This window comes from Winogradskyella jejuensis (genome assembly GCF_900129745.1).
Classification (GTDB): Bacteria; Bacteroidota; Bacteroidia; order Flavobacteriales; family Flavobacteriaceae; genus Winogradskyella; species Winogradskyella jejuensis.
Genome location: NZ_FQWS01000001.1, coordinates 222,059 through 240,769 on the forward strand (window position 1 = coordinate 222,059; position 18,711 = coordinate 240,769).

Here is an 18,711-nt window from a genome sequence, read left to right on the forward strand (position 1 = left end):
ATTTTTGTGCTCTGCAAATTTTAGACTAAATGAGTTTCTTATCAGAAATACAAAGACGCCGAACATTTGGGATTATTTCCCATCCAGACGCTGGTAAAACAACGCTGACAGAAAAATTACTTTTATTTGGCGGAGCCATACAAGAAGCTGGTGCTGTAAAAAGCAATAAAATAAAAAAAGGCGCTACTAGTGACTTTATGGAGATAGAGCGCCAGCGTGGTATTTCTGTTGCTACGTCTGTTTTAGCTTTTGAATATAATGGTATAAAAATAAACATACTAGATACGCCTGGGCATAAAGATTTTGCTGAAGATACCTTTAGAACCTTAACCGCGGTCGATAGTGTTATTGTTGTTATTGATGTAGCAAAAGGTGTTGAGGAACAAACAGAAAAATTGGTAGAAGTTTGCCGTATGCGTAACATACCGATGCTTGTTTTTATAAATAAATTAGACCGAGAAGGTAAAGATGCTTTTGATTTACTAGATGAAGTTGAGCAAAAACTTGGTCTAACAGTTTGCCCGTTAAGTTTTCCTATAGGTATGGGTTACGACTTTAAAGGGATATATAATTTGTGGGAAAAAAACGTAAATATTTTTACTGGAGACCCTAAAAAAGACATTGAAGACACTGTAGAAATTAACGATTTAAACTCGCCAGAACTCGAAAAATTAGTTGGAGAAAAGCATGCTAATGATTTACGTGATAATATTGAATTAGTTAATGGTATTTATCCAGAATTTAATAAGGAGGATTACTTAAAAGGAATACAACAACCTGTATTTTTTGGCTCTGCCTTGAATAATTTTGGAGTACGAGAATTACTTGATTGTTTTGTGGAAATTGCACCAAAACCAAGGCCAAAACAAAGTGAAGAACGACTGGTTAAGCCAGAAGAAAAGGATTTTTCAGGATTTGTATTTAAAATTCATGCAAATATGGATCCTAATCATCGTAATCGTCTAGCCTTTGTTAAAATTGTATCAGGTGAATTTCACCGTAACAACCCATATCTACATGTTCGTAATGGCAAAAAGATGAAATTTTCTAGTCCTAATGCATTTTTTGCAGAGAAAAAAGAAATTGTAGATGTATCGTATCCTGGAGATATTGTTGGACTACAAGATAGTGGTAATTTTAAAATTGGAGATACGCTAACTGAAGGTGAAATCCTTAATTATAAGGGAATTCCTAGCTTTTCTCCTGAACATTTTAGGTATATTAATAATGCTGACCCAATGAAGTCTAAACAGCTGTACAAGGGTATAGACCAACTTATGGATGAAGGTGTTGCACAATTATTTACTCTAGAACTTAATGGACGAAAAGTGATTGGTACCGTTGGTGCCCTGCAGTATGAAGTAATTCAGTACCGATTAGAACATGAGTATGGTGCTAAATGTACTTACGAAAACCTTAATGTCCATAAGGCTTGTTGGGTTGACCCCGAAGATACAAAAAGCGAAGAATTTAAAGATTTTAAGCGTGTAAAACAGCGTTTTTTGGCCAAAGATAAAAGTGGACAATTGGTATTTTTAGCAGATTCTATGTTTACCTTACAAATGACTGAACAAAAATATCCTAATATTAAATTTCATTACACCTCTGAATTTGATTAAAATTCCTAAAAATTAGGAAAAACTTATTTTTAAGCGATTTAAGCAATTTTTTATTTGAATACAGTAAATCACAATAACAAAAAATAAAAAAGCATCCTAGAAGATTTCTAGGATGCTTTTTTAATAGTTTAAATTTATAGCTAAATATTATAACTATAGAAAACAGCTATGTTTCTATTTTAAAAATTATGCTTGGCCTGTTGGTCCAAAATTAATTGGAACTTGAGGTTGCTCATAATCTTTAATAGCACCATGAGCATTTTCGAAACGCTTTACATTTTCGCTTAGCGCTTTTACCAAACGCTTAGCATGTTGAGGCGTGAGTATAATACGCGATTTTACTTTACTCTTTGGCGTACCTGGCATAATGTTTACAAAATCTATGACGAACTCAGATACGGAGTGGTTAATTATTGCCAAGTTAGAATATGTACCTTGAGCTACTTGCTCATCTAATTCTATATTAATTTGTCCCTGTTTTGGTTGCTTCTTATTATCTGCCATTTTTAATTGGTTTAAGTTTCCGTGAAAACGGAAATCTAATTGTTTGATTTCTTTTGTAAATATACCGACTCACTCGTGAAAAACCTTGTTCTCCATACATTTTGTTTTATACATAACAAAACACTCGAACTGACATCTGTAGGTATAGAAAAAGCCTTCAAACTATAAAAGTAAGAAGGCTTTAAATTATATTCTCATTATCTTCGAGATAAGAGTCACTACTAGTTGTAGTTCATCTCTTCTTTCTGCTTCATCATTTCATCAAATTCCGATTTAGATCCTACAATGATATTATCGTACTCTCTAACACCTGTACCAGCAGGAATTCTATGTCCAACAATTACATTTTCCTTAAGACCTTCTAAGTTGTCTACTTTACCGTTTACAGCGGCTTCGTTAAGTACTTTAGTCGTCTCTTGGAACGATGCTGCTGAGATAAACGACTTAGTCTGTAAAGATGCTCTCGTAATACCTTGTAAGATAGGAGTTGCTGTAGCTGGACTAGCATCGCGAGCTGTAACTAATTGCTTATCTTCTCTTCGAAGGATTGAATTCTCATCTCTTAACTGACGTGTCGTAACAATCTGTCCTGATTTTAAGTTCTCAGATTCTCCAGCGTCCTCAACGACTTTCATTCCGAAAATCTTATCGTTTTCTTCGATGAAATCTGATTTATGAACTAATTGGTTTTCTAAGAAAATGGTATCACCAGAATCTATGATTCTTACTTTACGCATCATTTGTCTAACAACAACTTCGAAATGCTTATCGTTAATCTTCACCCCTTGTAAACGGTAAACTTCTTGTACCTCGTTCACCAAGTACTGTTGTACCGCAGAAGGACCTTTGATGTTTAAGATGTCGTTCGGTGTTATAGAACCATCAGATAAAGGCATACCCGCTTTTACATAATCGTTTTCTTGTACAAGAATCTGGTTAGATAACTTTACTAAGTATTTCTTAACCTCACCTAATTTAGACTCGATTATAATCTCACGATTACCACGTTTAATCTTACCAAATGATACCACACCATCAATTTCTGTAACTACGGCTGGGTTAGAAGGATTACGTGCTTCGAATAACTCTGTTACACGAGGAAGACCACCAGTAATATCACCTGCTTTAGCAGATTTACGAGGTATCTTAACTAAGATTTTACCGATGTCTATTTTCTCACCATCGTCAATCATAATGTGTGCACCTACTGGTAAGTTGTAAGAACGGATAGTTTCACCTTTCTTATCTTCTATCAGTAATGTTGGGATTAATTTCTTGTTTCTAGATTCTGAAATTACTTTCTCTTGGAAACCTGTTTGTTCATCAATCTCAACTTGATAAGTTACACCTTGCTCGATGTTTTCATATTTTACTTTACCAGCAAATTCCGAAATAATTACACCGTTATATGGATCCCACTGACAAACCACATCGCCTTTCTTAAGTTTAGCGCCTGGCTTCACATAAATGAAAGAACCATAAGGTATGTTGTTTGTACTTAGTACGATTCCTGTTTTTGCATCTGTTAACTTTAATTCTGAGGTACGAGAGATTACTACATCTACTTCATTTCCTTCGTTATCTTTAGTCTTAACAGTTTTAAGGTCTTCAATTTCAGCAACACCATCAAACTTAGCTATTAACTTGTTCTCTTCAGAAATGTTACCAGCAATACCACCTACGTGGAATGTACGAAGTGTTAATTGTGTACCAGGCTCACCAATAGACTGTGCAGCTACAACACCAACAGCTTCTCCTCGTTGAACCATTTTACCTGTTGCAAGGTTACGTCCGTAACACTTCACACAGATACCTTTTTTAGCCTCACAAGTTAATGGCGAACGTACTTCGATAGTTTCTACTGGAGAATCACCAATTTTCTTAGCAATAGCATCATCAATATGTGCACCTGCTTCTACTAATAATTCTTCAGTTAATGGGTTGTAAACATCGTTTACAGATGTACGACCTACAATTCTAGCCTCTAACTTCTCTACAACTTCTTCGTTCTTCTTCAATGCAGAAACTTCGATACCTCTTAACGTACCGCAATCTTCTTCGTATACAATTACATCTTGTGAAACATCTACTAAACGACGTGTTAAGTAACCAGCATCTGCTGTCTTAAGAGCGGTATCTGCAAGACCTTTACGAGCACCGTGCGTTGAGATAAAATATTCTAAAATTGAAAGACCTTCTTTAAAGTTCGAAAGAATTGGATTTTCAATAATTTCTCCACCACCTGCATTAGATTTTTTAGGTTTTGCCATTAATCCACGCATACCAGTTAACTGACGAATCTGCTCCTTAGATCCACGAGCACCAGAATCTAACATCATAAATACCGAGTTAAATCCTTGCTGATCCTCACGGATACGCTTCATAGATAACTCTGTTAATTCTGCATTTGTAGATGTCCAAATATCAATAACTTGGTTATAACGTTCGTTATTGGTGATAAGACCCATATTATAGTTACCCATAATACCATCTACTTGCTTGTTAGCAGCATCAATCATTCCATGCTTTTCTTGTGGAATAATGATATCTCCTAAACTAAATGATAATCCACCTTGGAAGGCAAATTTATATCCTAAAGTCTTGATTTCATCAAGGAATTCTGCTGTTTCAGGAACTGAAGTTGCTTTAAGAATTCCGTGGATAATATCTCTTAACGACTTTTTAGTTAATACCTCATTAATATAACCTGCTGCTTCTGGTACTTTTTCGTTGAAAAGTACACGTCCTACAGTAGTCTCTATAATTTGAGTTGTTAACTCTCCTTCTTCGTTAAAATCTTTTGTACGTACTTTAATCCCTGCATTAAGGTCTACTTTTTTCTCATTGTAAGCAATTGTTACTTCTTCTGGAGAATAGAACGTTAAGCCTTCACCTTTAACCGTATAATCTTTGTCAGTTTTTCTATGCTTGGTCATGTAGTAAAGACCAAGTACCATATCCTGAGAAGGTACCGTTACTGGCGAACCATTTGCTGGATTTAAGATATTATGAGAAGCCAACATTAATAATTGTGCTTCCAAAATCGCTTCTGGTCCTAGTGGTAAATGCACCGCCATCTGATCACCATCGAAATCGGCATTAAAAGCCGTACACACTAATGGATGTAACTGTATTGCTTTACCTTCGATAAGCTTTGGTTGGAATGCTTGAATACCTAATCTGTGAAGCGTAGGCGCACGGTTTAGTAATACTGGATGTCCTTTAAGAACATTCTCTAAGATATCCCAAACTACAGGCTCTTTTCTATCTATAATCTTTTTAGCAGACTTTACTGTTTTTACAATTCCTCTTTCGATTAACTTACGAATGATGAATGGCTTGTAAAGCTCAGCTGCCATATTTTTTGGTAAACCGCACTCAAATAACTTTAATTCTGGTCCAACAACAATTACCGAACGTGCAGAATAATCAACACGCTTACCTAATAGGTTCTGACGGAAACGTCCTTGCTTACCTTTAAGTGAATCTGAAAGAGACTTTAATGGTCTGTTTGAATCCGTTTTAACTGCAGAAGACTTACGTGTATTATCGAATAAAGAATCTACTGACTCTTGAAGCATACGCTTCTCGTTACGTAAAATTACTTCTGGTGCTTTTATCTCAACTAATCGCTTTAAACGGTTGTTACGGATAATTACACGACGGTAAAGATCATTTAAATCTGAAGTTGCAAAACGTCCACCATCTAGAGGTACTAAAGGTCTCAATTCTGGTGGAATTACAGGAATAGCCTTCATAATCATCCACTCTGGCTTATTCTCTCTGTTTAAGTTAGAATCTCTAAACGCTTCAACAACTTGAAGACGTTTTAAAGCTTCTGTTTTACGTTGCTTTGATGTTTCGTTATTTGCCTTGTGACGTAAGTCGTAAGACAACTGATCTAAATCGATGCGCGCTAAAATATCTATAAGACATTCTGCACCCATCTTAGCAATAAATTTGTTTGGATCTGAATCTTCTAAATACTGATTTTCTTGAGGAATAGTCTCTAAAATGTTTAGGTACTCTTCTTCTGTTAAGAAATCCATTTTTTGCAATGGTTCTCCTTCTGCATTCATAGCAATACCAGGCTGAATTACTACGTAACGTTCGTAGTAAATAATCATATCTAATTTCTTAGAAGGTAATCCTAATAAATATCCAATTTTATTTGGTAATGAACGGAAGTACCAGATATGCGCAACTGGTACAACTAAGTTAATATGCCCAACGCGATCTCTACGTACTTTCTTCTCTGTTACTTCTACACCACAACGGTCACAAACAATACCTTTGTAGCGAATCCTTTTATATTTACCACAAGCACATTCAAAATCCTTAACAGGACCAAAAATTCGCTCGCAAAACAAACCATCACGTTCAGGTTTGTGAGTTCGATAATTAATAGTTTCTGGCTTTAATACCTCTCCACGAGATGCTGCTAAAACAGACTCAGGTGATGCTAAACCAATAGAAATTTTATTAAACTTCTGTACTGTATTCTTATCTTGTTTTCTTGCCATTTTATTTATGGTATTCAGCACATAATTTCGGTCTTTAAAAGACTGAAATTATACACCTAAGTTTTACTCTTCTAATCTAATATCTAATCCTAATCCTTTCAATTCGTGCATTAATACGTTGAAAGATTCAGGTAGTCCTGGCTCTGGCATTGGCTCACCTTTTACGATAGCTTCGTAAGTTTTAGCTCTACCAATTACATCATCTGATTTAACAGTTAAAATTTCACGTAATGTACTTGACGCACCGTATGCTTCAAGTGCCCAAACTTCCATCTCACCAAAACGCTGACCCCCAAACTGTGCTTTACCACCTAATGGCTGCTGCGTAATTAATGAGTAAGGACCTATAGAACGTGCATGCATCTTATCGTCAATCATGTGACCTAGCTTAATCATGTAAATCACACCTACTGTTGCAGGTTGATCGAAACGATCACCAGTTCCACCATCATATAAATAAGTATGACCAAAACGTGGTACGCCAGCTTCATCTGTAAATCCGTTAATTTGGTCTAGAGTAGCACCATCAAAAATTGGCGTCGCATACGTACGTCCTAATTTTTGACCTGCCCAACCTAATACCGTTTCATAAATCTGACCGATATTCATACGAGATGGTACACCAAGCGGATTTAATACAATATCTACAGGAGTTCCATCTTCTAGGAATGGCATATCTTCTTGACGAACAATACGTGCGACAATACCTTTGTTACCGTGACGACCTGCCATTTTATCACCTACTTTAAGCTTACGTTTCTTAGCGATGTAAACTTTAGCTAATTTGATAATACCTGCTGGTAATTCGTCACCTACAGAGATTGTAAATTTCTCACGACGTAAAGATCCTTGAAGGTCATTTTCTTTAATCTTATAGTTGTGGATTAAGTCTGCAACTAACTCGTTAGTTTCGTCATCAGTAGTCCACTTACCAGATGTTAAATGTGTATAATCATCAACAGCATTTAACATCTTTAAGGTATATTTCTTTCCTTTAGGGATAATTTCTTCACCTAAATCATTGTAAATACCTTGAGCTGTTTTTCCGTTAACTATAACAAATAACTTCTCAACTAAAACGTTTTTAAGATCATCGAAACGCTTATCGTAAGCATCTTCTAACTTCTCGATATCCTCCTTATCTTGAGCTCTCTTACGTTTATCTTTTATAGCTCTAGCAAATAACTTCTTGTCAATTACAACACCATTAAGTGATGGTGAGGCTTTTAAAGACGCATCTTTTACATCTCCTGCTTTATCACCGAAGATGGCACGTAAAAGTTTTTCTTCTGGAGTTGGATCTGACTCACCTTTTGGTGTAATCTTTCCAATTAATATATCTCCTGGTTTGATTTCTGCACCAACGCGAATCATACCGTTTTCATCTAAATCTTTGGTAGCTTCTTCAGAAACGTTAGGGATATCATTAGTTAACTCTTCGTTACCTAATTTGGTATCTCTTACCTCTAAAGAATACTCATCGATATGGATTGAAGTAAATATATCGTCACGAACTACTTTTTCTGAAATTACAATCGCATCCTCGAAGTTATAACCTTTCCATGGCATGAAGGCTACCTTCATGTTACGTCCAAGTGCTAACTCTCCTTTTTGGGTTGCATAACCTTCACAAAGTACTTGACCTTTAGAAACTTTATCTCCTTTCTTAACGATAGGCTTTAAGTTTATAGACGTACCTTGATTTGTTTTTCTGAATTTAACTAAAGGATATTCTTTGGTATCACTATCAAAGCTTACCATTGCCTCTTCTTTAGTGCGTTCGTATTTAATAACTATTTTTTCAGCATCTACATACTCAACAGTTCCATCGCCTTCAGCATTAATTAATACTCTAGAGTCTGATGCTACTTGACGCTCTAATCCTGTACCTACAATTGGTGCTTCAGGACGTAATAATGGAACGGCCTGACGCATCATGTTAGACCCCATTAATGCACGGTTAGCATCATCATGCTCTAAGAAAGGAATTAAAGATGCTGATATAGAAGCAATTTGATTAGGTGCAACATCTGTGTAATTTATTTGAGTAGGTTCTACTACTGGGAAATCACCTTCTTGACGTGCAATTACCTTATCATGAGTTACTTTTCCCTTAGCATCAACCTCGATAGTTGCTTGAGCAATCATCATGTCTTCCTCTTCTTCAGCACTTAAATAAGTTGGCGTATTCTTGATATCTACAACACCGTTATCAACTTTACGGTAAGGCGTTTCAATAAATCCCATTGAATTCACTTTTGCATATACCGATAATGAAGAAATTAGACCAATGTTTGGTCCTTCTGGTGTCTCAATAGGACATAAACGCCCATAATGTGTATAGTGAACATCACGAACCTCGAAACCTGCTCTTTCTCTTGATAAACCACCAGGTCCAAGAGCTGATAAACGACGTTTGTGTGTAATCTCTGCTAATGGATTGGTTTGATCCATAAACTGAGATAATTGGTTTGTACCAAAGAAAGAATTAATAACAGAAGACAAGGTCTTAGCATTAATTAAATCAATCGGGGTAAACACTTCGTTATCACGAACGTTCATACGCTCACGAATTGTACGTGCCATACGTGCTAAACCAACACCAAACTGAGATGATAACTGCTCACCTACAGTACGTACACGACGGTTAGATAAGTGATCAATATCATCAATCTCCGCTTTAGAGTTGATAAGCTCAATTAAATATTTAATGATGGTAATGATATCTACTTTGGTAAGTACTTGCTTATCCATTCCGATATCTAAACCTAATTTTTTATTCATTCTGTAACGACCTACTTCACCTAATGAGTAACGTTGGTCAGAGAAGAATAACTTGTCAATAATACCTCGCGCTGTTTCCTCATCTGGCGGCTCAGCATTACGTAATTGACGGTAGATGTGCTCAACAGCTTCTTTTTCAGAGTTTGTTGGATCTTTCTGTAATGTATTATGAATAATTGCGTAATCTCCTTGTTGTCCGCTTTCTTTATGAAGAAGAATAGTCTTCACTCCAGCTTCAAGGATTTCTTCAATATTATCTTTGTCTATAATTGTATCACGATCAAGAACAATTTCGTTACGCTCAATAGATACTACTTCACCTGTATCTTCATCAACGAAATCTTCGTGCCATGTGTTAAGTACACGTGCCGCAAGTTTACGACCGATAACTTTCTTTAATCCAGATTTAGAAACTTTCACTTCTTCTGCAAGATCAAATATTTCAAGAATATCTTTATCTCTTTCAAAACCAATAGCTCTAAATAAGGTTGTAACAGGGAGTTTTTTCTTTCTGTCAATATAAGCGTACATAACGCTGTTAATATCAGTAGCAAATTCTATCCAAGATCCTTTAAAAGGAATTACTCTTGCTGAATATAATTTAGTACCATTTGCATGGAATGACTGGCTAAAGAATACACCAGGTGATCTATGCAGCTGAGACACAACAACTCGTTCTGCTCCATTAATACAGAAGGTACCGCTAGGTGTCATGTAAGGAATTGTTCCTAAGTATACATCTTGAACAATAGTCTCGAAGTCCTCGTGTTCAGGATCTGTACAATACAATTTCAAACGTGCTTTAAGTGGCACACTGTATGTTAGTCCTCTTTCTATACATTCTTCGATTGAATACCTTGGAGGATCTATAAAATAATCCAAGAATTCTAATACGAATTGGTTTCTTGTGTCGGTAATTGGAAAGTTTTCCATGAAGGTGTTGTAAAGCCCTTCATTACCTCTTTGATCAGATTTTGTCTCTAATTGGAAAAAATCCTGAAAGGATTTTATCTGAATATCTAAGAAATCTGGATACTCAGTTCTGTTTACAATAGAGGAGAAATTTAATCTTTCAGCTTGTTTTGCTAACATCGATGAACGCGTTTTTGATTAAAAATAATGTAATAAAGTGTACATACTATTTATATACACAAAATGGTCTAGGCGTTATCCCGCAACTTTTTGCGGGATAAACCTAAACCGTGTCTTGTAGGTATTTGCTAAGCTTACTTAAGCTCAACCTCTGCACCTGCTTCTTCTAAAGATGCTTTTAAAGCTTCTGCTTCATCTTTAGCGATGCCTTCTTTGATAGCGCTTGGTGCGTCATCAACTAAGCCTTTAGCTTCTTTTAATCCTAAACCAGTTAATTCTTTAACTAATTTTACTACTGCTAGTTTAGAACCACCAGCTGCTTTAAGGATTACATCGAATTCTGACTTTTCTTCTGCAGCTTCTCCACCAGCAGCAGCGCCACCAGCAGCAACAGCTACTGCAGCAGCAGCAGGCTCGATACCATATTCTTCTTTTAAAATATCAGCTAATTCATTAACCTCTTTTACAGTTAAATTAACTAATTGTTCTGCGAAATCTTTTAAATCTGCCATTTTTCTATCGTTTTAATAAGTGTGTTTTTATTTTAATTTTTAAGTGCGTACTCGCTAATTTATCCTTCTTTTTCGGATAATGTTTTTAAGATGCCTGCTAATGCTCCACCACTAGATTTAAGTGCTGAAATAACATTCTTAGCAGGAGATTGTAACAATCCAATAACCTCACCAAGTAATTCTTCTCTTGATTTGATTTCTACTAAGGCATCTAATTGGTCGTCTCCTATGTAAATAGACTCTTCAATGAAAGCACCTTTTAACAAAGGTTTTTCAGACTTTTTACGAAAAGCTTTAATCACTTTAGCAGGCCCGTTACCTGTTTCTGAGTACATTACAGAAGTGTTACCTTTTAAAGTTGATGGTAAGTCTCCAAAATCTTTATCTGAAGCTTCCATCGCCTTTTCTAATAATGTATTCTTTACAACAGCAAGGCTTACGTTAGCTTTAAAACATGCTCTACGTAAATTCGAAGTATCAACTGCGTTTAATCCAGAAATATCAGTTAAATAGATATTTGTATTATCGGCTAATTGAGCAGTTAACTCTTCAATTACTAGGGATTTTTCTTCTCTTGTCATAATATTCTAAGTTTAACTACTATCCTATTTTTGTATCAATTGCTATACTTGGACTCATAGTACTTGACATGTAAATACTTTTTACATAGGTACCTTTCGCCGCAGTTGGTTTTAATTTCATTAAAGTTGTTAATAACTCATTAGCGTTACCAACCAATTTATCAGCACTAAATGATGCTTTACCTATTGGTGCGTGAACGATACCTGTTTTATCTACTTTAAAATCAATTTTACCAGCTTTAACTTCGCTAACAGCTTTTGCGACGTCCATAGTTACTGTTCCTGTCTTAGGGTTTGGCATAAGACCTCTTGGTCCTAACACTCTACCTAATGGTCCTAACTTACCCATAATGCTTGGCATAGTGACGATAACGTCAACATCTGTCCAACCTTCTTTTATTTTTTGTAAGTACTCATCTAATCCAACATAGTCCGCACCCGCTGCTTTAGCTTCGTCTTCTTTATCTGGAGTTACTAATGCAAGAACCTTCATGTCTTTACCTGTACCGTGTGGTAATGAAACTACACCACGTACCATTTGATTTGCTTTACGCGGATCTACGCCTAATCTTACGGCTAAATCTACTGAGGCATCAAACTTTGTATATGTGATTTCTTTAAGTAAAGCTGAAGCTTCTTCAATAGAGTAAAGTTTGTTTTTATCAACTTTAGCTCTAGCTTCTTTTTGCTTTTTTGTTAATCTTGCCATTTCAAAAATTTTAGTTTGGAGCTTCTCCTCCTTTAACTGTGATACCCATCGATCTTGCTGTACCAGCTACCATTTTCATAGCCGATTCAATCTCAAATGCATTTAAATCTTGCATTTTGTCTTCTGCAATTGCTTTCACTTGATCCCAAGTTACTTTTGCTACTTTACGTCGGTTTGGTTCTCCAGATCCCTTCTTTACTTTGGCCGCTTCTAATAATTGTACTGCTGCTGGTGGAGTCTTGATTACAAATTCAAATGATTTGTCTTTGTAAACAGAGATGACCACAGGTAAAACTTTACCTGGCTTATCTTGAGTTCTAGCATTAAACTGCTTACAGAACTCCATGATATTAACTCCAGCGGCACCTAAAGCGGGTCCAACCGGTGGCGATGGATTCGCTGCACCTCCCCGAACTTGTAATTTAACTACTTTGTCTAGTTCTTTTGCCATTTTAATTAAAATTGTGCACTCAATTTAAATTGGAAGCCTAAATCTTGTGCGATATATAATGTAACAATTATTATACTTTTTCTACTTGCATATAGCTTAGCTCTAATGGTGTTTTTCTTCCAAAAATCTTTACCATTACTTCAAGCTTACGCTTTTCTTCATTTATCTTTTCAATAGTACCGTCAAAACCATTGAAAGGTCCATCGATAACTTTTACAGTCTCACCGATTGTAAATGGTATAGCTACATTAGCATCAGCTTCTAATGCCAATTCATCTACTTTACCTAACATACGGTTAACCTCTGATTGTCTTAATGGCACAGGATCACCGCCTTTTGTTTCCCCTAGAAAACCAATAACATTAGTAATTGATTTTATTATATGAGGTACTTCTCCGCTAAGATTAGCCTGTATCATAATGTAACCTGGAAAATAAACACGTTCTTTATTTATCTTCTTACCGTTACGTATTTGTATTACTTTTTCAGTAGGTACTAAAACTTGGTCAACATAATCACCTAAACCTAATCGAGAGATTTCATTCTCAATATAAGTTTTGATTTTGTTCTCTTGACCACTTACAGCCCTAACAACATACCACTTTTTATTTCCGCTTTTTTCAGACATATAACTGATGTGTTGTTTTAATTGATTAAGCCAAAGTAAGCTTTGATGAATCTACTAAATACAGTATCAATTCCCCAAATAGCTAAAGAAAATAATATGGAAAAAACCGCTACTACAACAGTTAACCTTTGTGCTTCTGACCAAGGTGTCCATGTTACATTATTCTTAAGCTCTTCGAACGATTCTTTTACGTATGTTATAACTCCTGCCATTTGTTTTTTCTTTAATTGCACGGGTTGAGAGACTCGAACTCCCGACACCTGGTTTTGGAGACCAGTGCTCTACCAACTGAGCTAAACCCGTAAACATAAATCAAGGTATCCCGAAAAAACGGGACACCTTAATTGTATATTTAGCTTTGTATTAGTCTAAAATTTCAGTTACCTGACCAGCACCAACTGTACGTCCACCCTCACGGATAGCGAAACGTAAACCTACGTTCATTGCAATTGGCTGGATTAACTCAACAGTAATCGTTAAGTTATCACCAGGCATAACCATTTCAACTCCATCAGGAAGCGCAATGTTTCCAGTTACGTCAGTTGTACGTACGTAGAACTGTGGACGGTAGTTATTATGGAATGGTGTGTGGCGACCACCTTCTTCTTTCTTAAGGATATAAACCTCAGCTTTGAATTTTTGGTGTGGTGTTACAGAACCTGGAGCAGTAATTACCATACCTCTAGAGATTTGAGTTTTCTCAATACCTCTTAATAAGATACCAGCATTATCACCAGCTTCACCTCTATCTAATATTTGACGGAACATTTCGATACCTGTAATAGTAGAAGTTAACTTCTCAGCACCCATACCAATAATCTCAACAGGATCACCTGTGTTAGCTACACCAGTCTCAATACGACCAGTTGCCACAGTACCACGACCTGTAATAGAGAATACATCTTCGATAGGCATTAAGAAAGGCTTATCCATATCACGTACTGGCTCTTCAATCCAATTATCAACAGCATCCATTAATTCCATTACTGTATCAACCCACTTTTGCTCACCGTTAAGTGCACCTAAAGCAGAACCAGCAATTACAGGACCATTATCACCATCGTACTCATAGAATGATAATAAATCTCTGATTTCCATTTCTACTAATTCTAATAACTCTTCATCATCTACCATATCCACTTTGTTCATGAATACAACGATGCGAGGAATACCTACCTGACGTCCTAAAAGGATGTGCTCACGAGTTTGTGGCATAGGACCATCTGTTGCAGCTACAACTAAGATAGCACCATCCATTTGAGCAGCACCAGTTACCATGTTCTTTACGTAATCGGCGTGACCCGGACAGTCAACGTGAGCGTAGTGACGGTTAGATGTTGCATACTCTACGTGAGATGTATTAATTGTGATACCTCTCTCTTTTTCTTCAGGAGCGTTATCAATTTGATCGAAGTCTTTTGCTTCAGATAAACCTGCATCAGCTAATACTTTAGTAATAGCAGCAGTTAAAGTTGTTTTACCGTGATCTACGTGTCCAATTGTACCTATGTTAAGGTGTGGTTTTGAACGATCGAAAGTTGCCTTTGCCATGTTTAATTTATTTAATCTTAATTTATATTAGTGTTCAATTTTTTAAATACAAAAAAAAGAGCCAATGACGAGATTTGAACTCGTGACCTCTTCCTTACCAAGGAAACGCTCTACCCCTGAGCTACACCGGCGTAAAGAATTTACTTTATTAACCTATATAAAACAGGATAATACTCCTGCTTTTACAGAAATATTATTTTGAGCGGGAGACCGGGTTCGAACCGGCGACATTCAGCTTGGAAGGCTGACGCTCTACCAACTGAGCTACTCCCGCTTTTTATTAATTAAGCCATCTTAATTAATTATCAATAATTAAAAATTTGTGGGGAGAGCAGGATTCGAACCTGCGAAGTTAAAAAACAACAGAGTTACAGTCTGTCCTCGTTGGCCGCTTGAGTATCTCCCCAATCATCAATTTTTAAGGCTGCAAAAATACAGCTTTTTTATTGATATTTCATTCTTTTAAAGAACATTTTTTTTCTTTCAAAAAAAAGAGCCGATGGAGGGACTCGAACCCACGACCTGCTGATTACAAATCAGCTGCTCTAGCCAGCTGAGCTACATCGGCTTTTTTGCACTTTTCATGCTTAAATTTAAGCCATAAAAAAGCCCGCTATTTCTAACGGACTGCAAATGTAATGCTTTATTTTTTTTTTCAAAACATTTTTAAAAAAAAATTACTAGGAATGAGAACGTAATTTTTCTTTCCTCTTTTTTAAACGTCTTTCAAGAGAGGATGCTACTAAATCTGCACCTTCTTCAAAGGACTTAGTATGCTTTTTTACTACAAAGGTATCTCCAGGGACTCTTAACTTAGCTTCGAATATTTTATTCTGCTTATCACTGGTATTTTCAACTTTTAGATACACGTCGGCTTGTATAATCTTATCGTAATAAAGATTTAGCTTTTCGAAACGTTTCTGAATAAAGTTTTTCAACTTTATATCGGCTACAAAATTGATAGATTGCGTGTTTACATCCATAAGCTAATTTGGTTTTAAAGGTTAGTCGATATTTCTTGGGTGAGTTTTGGCATGTACTTTCTTTAATTCTGCTATACTATTATGAGTATAAACCTGTGTTGCTGCTAAACTAGAGTGCCCAAGTAATTCTTTTACTGAATTTATGTCTGCGCCTTCATTGAGTAAATGCGTCGCAAAAGAGTGCCGTAACACATGTGGGCTGCATTTTAACTTTGAAGAAGCTCTACTAAAATACTTATTTATTACTCTATAAACAAGTGTCTCATAGAGTTTTACACCTCTTTTTGTGAGAAAAAGAAAATCTTTATCTTTTATTTCTTGTAATTGAACTCTATAAATTAAATAAGCCTCTAGCGTTTCTACTATTGTGGCTATTAATGGAATGTAGCGCTCTTTGTTACGCTTACCTAAGACCTTAAGCATTCTAGCACGAGTATCAAGGTCTGATATTTTAATATTTATTAGCTCGATACGTCTTATGCCTGTTGCATAAAACAATTCTACCATTAGCTTATCTCTAGCACTTTCAAAATCATTAACATCACTTAAAGTCTCTAGAACATTTTCTAACTCCACTTGAGAAAATGGAACTTGCACTTTCTTTTCAGTCTTTAATGCTTTATGAGTTTTTAGAGGATTGACTTTTACATCTCCAACTTTTATGAGAAACTTGTAATACGAATTGAGAGCAGATACCTTTCTGTTAATACTTCGATTAGAAATATTAGCATCTACCATACTAACTATCCATTGCCGTATAATGTTATAACCAACTTTGACTATTGTTTCAGTATTATAATCTGTTTCTAGAAAATTATGAAAGCTTTCAATATCATTTTTGTACGCCGTAACTGTATGTACCGAATACTTCTTTTCTAACAATAAATAATCTGAAAACTTTTCTAGTGACATTAATAACGAATTGCAATCTTAAAAATAGCCTTTATTTGCTTTAGATAAAAACCACGCATAAAAAAATCCCAATGCATTAAAAATGAATGGGATTTTAATCTCTTTAGTATATTGTTTTATGCTTGTTCTGCGTCTCGCAAACCTTGCACATATTCTGCTTTTTGCAATTGTGCTCTTCGCTCTATTGAAGGCTTTGTGTATTGCTTACGCGCTTGAAGCTCACGTCTTACCCCTGTTCTATTGAACTTGTTTTTGTAACGCTTTAATGCTCTCTCTATATTTTCTCCAGAATTTACTTCTATTTTTAACATAGGTCTTAACCTCCCTTCTTTTAGATTTTGCGGCGCAAATATATAAACAAATTCTACTTTGCAAAAGCAGATGCTATTATTTTAATCTTTAAATAAAGAGGCGCGCTGGGAGAGGTCATCAATCATCTCTTCATCTTCTTCACTTTCGAGAAGTACATTGTAATTTTTCCAGAAGTCTTTGTTATAAGGTTTGGATAAAAAGATATCCATATTCCATGGTTTGTTTTCTAATTCAGATTTTACAATGGCTTTATCGAGAATAATTTCAGAAAATAAAATTTCTTGCACAGTTGAATAGTATCGCTCTTCTCTATTGTACCTATCTATTTCTTTTTGCGTCACTTTTCTATCTGTTTTTAAGCCCACATTAACCAGCTTTGGCGTTTCGTAATAAATATAGTTAGGATACATCTTATCGTTGTACTCAATATAATTAATGACTAGTTTATGGTTAGTCTGGGTGCCGAACAAACGTTTGCTTCGACTCTTTTGCTTATCGGAAGCTGCTACTAATTCATACTCCACCTTTTTTATAGCATAATTATCATAATAGATGTATAACCAACCTTGAGCTTTGTAACCTTCGTTATACATTCCTTTTGTACCAAGTCCTACAAAATCCGCACTTTCATCTATTTTAATTTTATAGATTTTCTTTCCATCATCAACTAAGATGGTGTCTAAGGCAAATTGATGAGTTTTTAAAATATCTTTTCCAAATAGCGCTTTTGAGTCTTGAACATTTCTGAATAAGTTTAGCTTTCCTTGAAATATATTCTGAAGTCCGTTTACACGTCTATCGTTCCACCTTATTGCCTTTACTAGCTGCGAAGTGCTTACGTCATCACGACTAATATCTTGTGCTCTTAATCTGTTACCCTTAGCATTTCTATTTCTGTAGGATACATAGGAAAAAATACTATCTACGTCTCGCAAATCGTAACTCTTACGCATCTCGTCTACATTAACTTTTAGATGCTCTGTACTTTTACTTCCGTAACCAGAATCGTAAACAGTAATAGCACTTTCTATAAGCCATTTAAACTCTAATTTATTTCGTTCTTTATGGCGAAGAAATCCTTTTTGCAGGTATGCAGAATCTGGTAATGTTTCAGGAAGTTTTTCGATAGCTTTGAGAACTATCTCATTGCCTGTAGTTGGTCTTGGGTCTGCAACTATTACAATCTCGTCTAAAGTTGCTACATCTTCTTCTAAAAATACATCTTCAGAACCATCAAACTCGTTGACCAGAACCTTGAAACTCTTAAAACCAATTGAAGATATAACTAGTGTATCGTTTTGATGCTCATTAGGTACCAGAAGCACAAAGCGCCCATCGGAATTACTTACAGTACCTATAGTGGTATTTTTAATATAGATACTTGCATTTTCAATAGGTAGTAATTGTGCAAAATCCACAATCTTACCTTTTACTTCGACTTGAGAGAACCCAAAAAAGGCAGCAAATAAAAAGACTAAAGTAAAATTTAGTTTGAGGCTATTTGAATACATTATAAGTTGATTAATATGTTTTGGTTATAGAATGGCAAA

Annotated in this window: 15 protein-coding genes and 5 tRNA genes; 1 reads left to right on the top strand and 19 read right to left on the bottom strand. The window is 35.6% G+C overall.

Annotated features, from left to right (window positions below):
• Positions 1 to 29: 29 nt before the first annotated feature.
• Positions 30 to 1,619, top strand: a complete 1,590-nt coding sequence (locus BUB95_RS01085; RefSeq protein WP_073081866.1) for a peptide chain release factor 3 — start codon at positions 30 to 32, stop codon at positions 1,617 to 1,619.
• A 186-nt stretch (positions 1,620 to 1,805) separates the two neighbouring features.
• Here the strand turns inward: BUB95_RS01085 and BUB95_RS01090 are convergent, their stop codons facing one another.
• The 19 genes from BUB95_RS01090 to BUB95_RS01180 all read right to left on the bottom strand — a co-directional run bounded on the left by BUB95_RS01090 (position 1,806) and on the right by BUB95_RS01180 (position 18,672).
• Positions 1,806 to 2,123, bottom strand: coding sequence for a DUF3467 domain-containing protein (locus BUB95_RS01090; protein ID WP_073081867.1), 318 nt, complete (start codon positions 2,121 to 2,123; stop codon positions 1,806 to 1,808).
• Positions 2,124 to 2,344: 221 nt separating this feature from the next.
• Positions 2,345 to 6,646 (bottom strand): DNA-directed RNA polymerase subunit beta', encoded by a 4,302-nt coding sequence (gene rpoC / locus BUB95_RS01095; protein WP_073081870.1) that lies wholly within the window; start codon positions 6,644 to 6,646, stop codon positions 2,345 to 2,347.
• Between the two features lie 63 nt (positions 6,647 to 6,709).
• Positions 6,710 to 10,522, bottom strand: coding sequence for a DNA-directed RNA polymerase subunit beta (gene rpoB, locus BUB95_RS01100; RefSeq protein WP_073081873.1), 3,813 nt, complete (start codon positions 10,520 to 10,522; stop codon positions 6,710 to 6,712).
• Between the two features lie 134 nt (positions 10,523 to 10,656).
• Positions 10,657 to 11,034, bottom strand: a complete 378-nt coding sequence (gene rplL, locus BUB95_RS01105) for a 50S ribosomal protein L7/L12 (protein WP_073081876.1) — start codon at positions 11,032 to 11,034, stop codon at positions 10,657 to 10,659.
• 59 nt (positions 11,035 to 11,093) lie between these two features.
• Complete coding sequence (rplJ, locus tag BUB95_RS01110) at positions 11,094 to 11,615, bottom strand: 50S ribosomal protein L10 (RefSeq protein WP_073081880.1); 522 nt, start codon at positions 11,613 to 11,615, stop codon at positions 11,094 to 11,096.
• A 19-nt stretch (positions 11,616 to 11,634) separates the two neighbouring features.
• Entirely contained in the window at positions 11,635 to 12,324 is a 690-nt protein-coding gene (gene rplA, locus BUB95_RS01115) for a 50S ribosomal protein L1 (RefSeq protein WP_073081883.1), read from the bottom strand.
• Positions 12,325 to 12,334: 10 nt separating this feature from the next.
• Complete coding sequence (rplK, locus tag BUB95_RS01120; RefSeq protein ID WP_073081885.1) at positions 12,335 to 12,775, bottom strand: 50S ribosomal protein L11; 441 nt, start codon at positions 12,773 to 12,775, stop codon at positions 12,335 to 12,337.
• A gap of 70 nt (positions 12,776 to 12,845) precedes the next feature.
• Positions 12,846 to 13,403: a transcription termination/antitermination protein NusG gene (nusG, locus tag BUB95_RS01125; protein ID WP_073081887.1), complete on the bottom strand. Its 558-nt coding sequence runs from the start codon at positions 13,401 to 13,403 to the stop codon at positions 12,846 to 12,848.
• Between the two features lie 17 nt (positions 13,404 to 13,420).
• Positions 13,421 to 13,615 carry a preprotein translocase subunit SecE gene (gene secE, locus BUB95_RS01130; protein ID WP_073081889.1) on the bottom strand — a complete coding sequence of 65 codons (195 nt, stop codon included), beginning with the start codon at positions 13,613 to 13,615 and terminating at the stop codon, positions 13,421 to 13,423.
• 18 nt (positions 13,616 to 13,633) lie between these two features.
• Positions 13,634 to 13,706 (bottom strand) — tRNA-Trp (locus BUB95_RS01135).
• Between the two features lie 60 nt (positions 13,707 to 13,766).
• The gene (gene tuf, locus BUB95_RS01140; protein ID WP_073081891.1) at positions 13,767 to 14,954 is read right to left on the bottom strand and encodes an elongation factor Tu; all 1,188 of its coding nucleotides are present in this window, start codon (positions 14,952 to 14,954) and stop codon (positions 13,767 to 13,769) included.
• Positions 14,955 to 15,013: 59 nt separating this feature from the next.
• A tRNA-Thr gene (locus tag BUB95_RS01145) sits at positions 15,014 to 15,085 on the bottom strand.
• A gap of 70 nt (positions 15,086 to 15,155) precedes the next feature.
• A tRNA-Gly gene (locus BUB95_RS01150) sits at positions 15,156 to 15,228 on the bottom strand.
• Positions 15,229 to 15,277: 49 nt separating this feature from the next.
• Positions 15,278 to 15,360 (bottom strand) — tRNA-Tyr (locus BUB95_RS01155).
• An 88-nt stretch (positions 15,361 to 15,448) separates the two neighbouring features.
• Positions 15,449 to 15,522: transfer RNA gene (locus BUB95_RS01160), tRNA-Thr, on the bottom strand.
• 112 nt (positions 15,523 to 15,634) lie between these two features.
• Positions 15,635 to 15,937 carry a ribosome hibernation-promoting factor, HPF/YfiA family gene (hpf, locus tag BUB95_RS01165; RefSeq protein ID WP_073081893.1) on the bottom strand — a complete coding sequence of 101 codons (303 nt, stop codon included), beginning with the start codon at positions 15,935 to 15,937 and terminating at the stop codon, positions 15,635 to 15,637.
• Between the two features lie 21 nt (positions 15,938 to 15,958).
• Entirely contained in the window at positions 15,959 to 16,849 is an 891-nt protein-coding gene (locus BUB95_RS01170; protein WP_073081896.1) for a tyrosine-type recombinase/integrase, read from the bottom strand.
• A gap of 116 nt (positions 16,850 to 16,965) precedes the next feature.
• Positions 16,966 to 17,160, bottom strand: coding sequence for a 30S ribosomal protein S21 (rpsU, locus tag BUB95_RS01175; RefSeq protein WP_073081898.1), 195 nt, complete (start codon positions 17,158 to 17,160; stop codon positions 16,966 to 16,968).
• Between the two features lie 81 nt (positions 17,161 to 17,241).
• Positions 17,242 to 18,672 carry a carboxypeptidase-like regulatory domain-containing protein gene (locus BUB95_RS01180; protein WP_073081900.1) on the bottom strand — a complete coding sequence of 477 codons (1,431 nt, stop codon included), beginning with the start codon at positions 18,670 to 18,672 and terminating at the stop codon, positions 17,242 to 17,244.
• Positions 18,673 to 18,711 lie beyond the last annotated feature (39 nt).